This window comes from uncultured Duncaniella sp. (assembly GCF_910577345.1).
In the GTDB taxonomy this organism is placed as follows: domain Bacteria; phylum Bacteroidota; class Bacteroidia; order Bacteroidales; family Muribaculaceae; genus Duncaniella.
The window spans coordinates 1-513 of record NZ_CAJTMT010000070.1; the positions used below are offsets into that span (position 1 = coordinate 1).

Genomic DNA, 513 nt, shown 5'->3' on the forward strand with positions numbered 1-513 from the left:
CCTCAACGTCTCAGGCTGTACAAATCTTAAGAACCTCTACTGCGGCTACAACAAGCTGACCTCCGTCACCCTCGCAGGTGTTGAGAACCTTCAGAACCTCAACGTTGACGACAACGAGATCACCAACTTCATCGTTTCCGGTCTTCCCTCACTGTCAACCCTCATCTGCTCAGACAACAACATGACCACCCTCGGAGTCCGCAACTGAAACGCCCTTCTTGACCTTGTATGTTCCTACAACGACCTGACCTCTCTGGATCTCTCCAACCAGACCTTCCTCCAGCGTCTCCTCTGCAACAACAACCAGTTGACCATGCTTGACGTGTCATTTGACCAGGCCCTTACCTACATCAACTGCCGCTTCAACACCATCACTGACTTCCGCACCATAGCCTGTGACAACCTCCGCATGGTTGCCTGCCAGTGGAACTACTAATCAGCCCCTCTCCGCCTAATCAAAGGATTTGATTGACGCACCTACATAAAACATTCTCCGGCCGGAAGCGCTTAACC

The 513-nt window shown here is 51.9% G+C and carries 1 protein-coding gene and 1 pseudogene; both read left to right on the top strand.

Annotated features, from left to right (window positions below):
- Positions 1 to 208: pseudogene (locus tag QZ310_RS13645) on the top strand (hypothetical protein); the annotation flags it as partial.
- 105 nt (positions 209 to 313) lie between these two features.
- Positions 314 to 436 carry a hypothetical protein gene (locus tag QZ310_RS13650; RefSeq protein WP_297073840.1) on the top strand — a complete coding sequence of 41 codons (123 nt, stop codon included), beginning with the start codon at positions 314 to 316 and terminating at the stop codon, positions 434 to 436.
- The last annotated feature ends 77 nt before the right edge of the window (positions 437 to 513 follow it).

Excerpts from the sequence above, each read along its gene's own strand:
- QZ310_RS13650 (WP_297073840.1), top strand. The coding sequence starts at position 314 with ATGCTTGACGTGTCATTTGACCAGGCCCTTACCTACATCAACTGCCGC.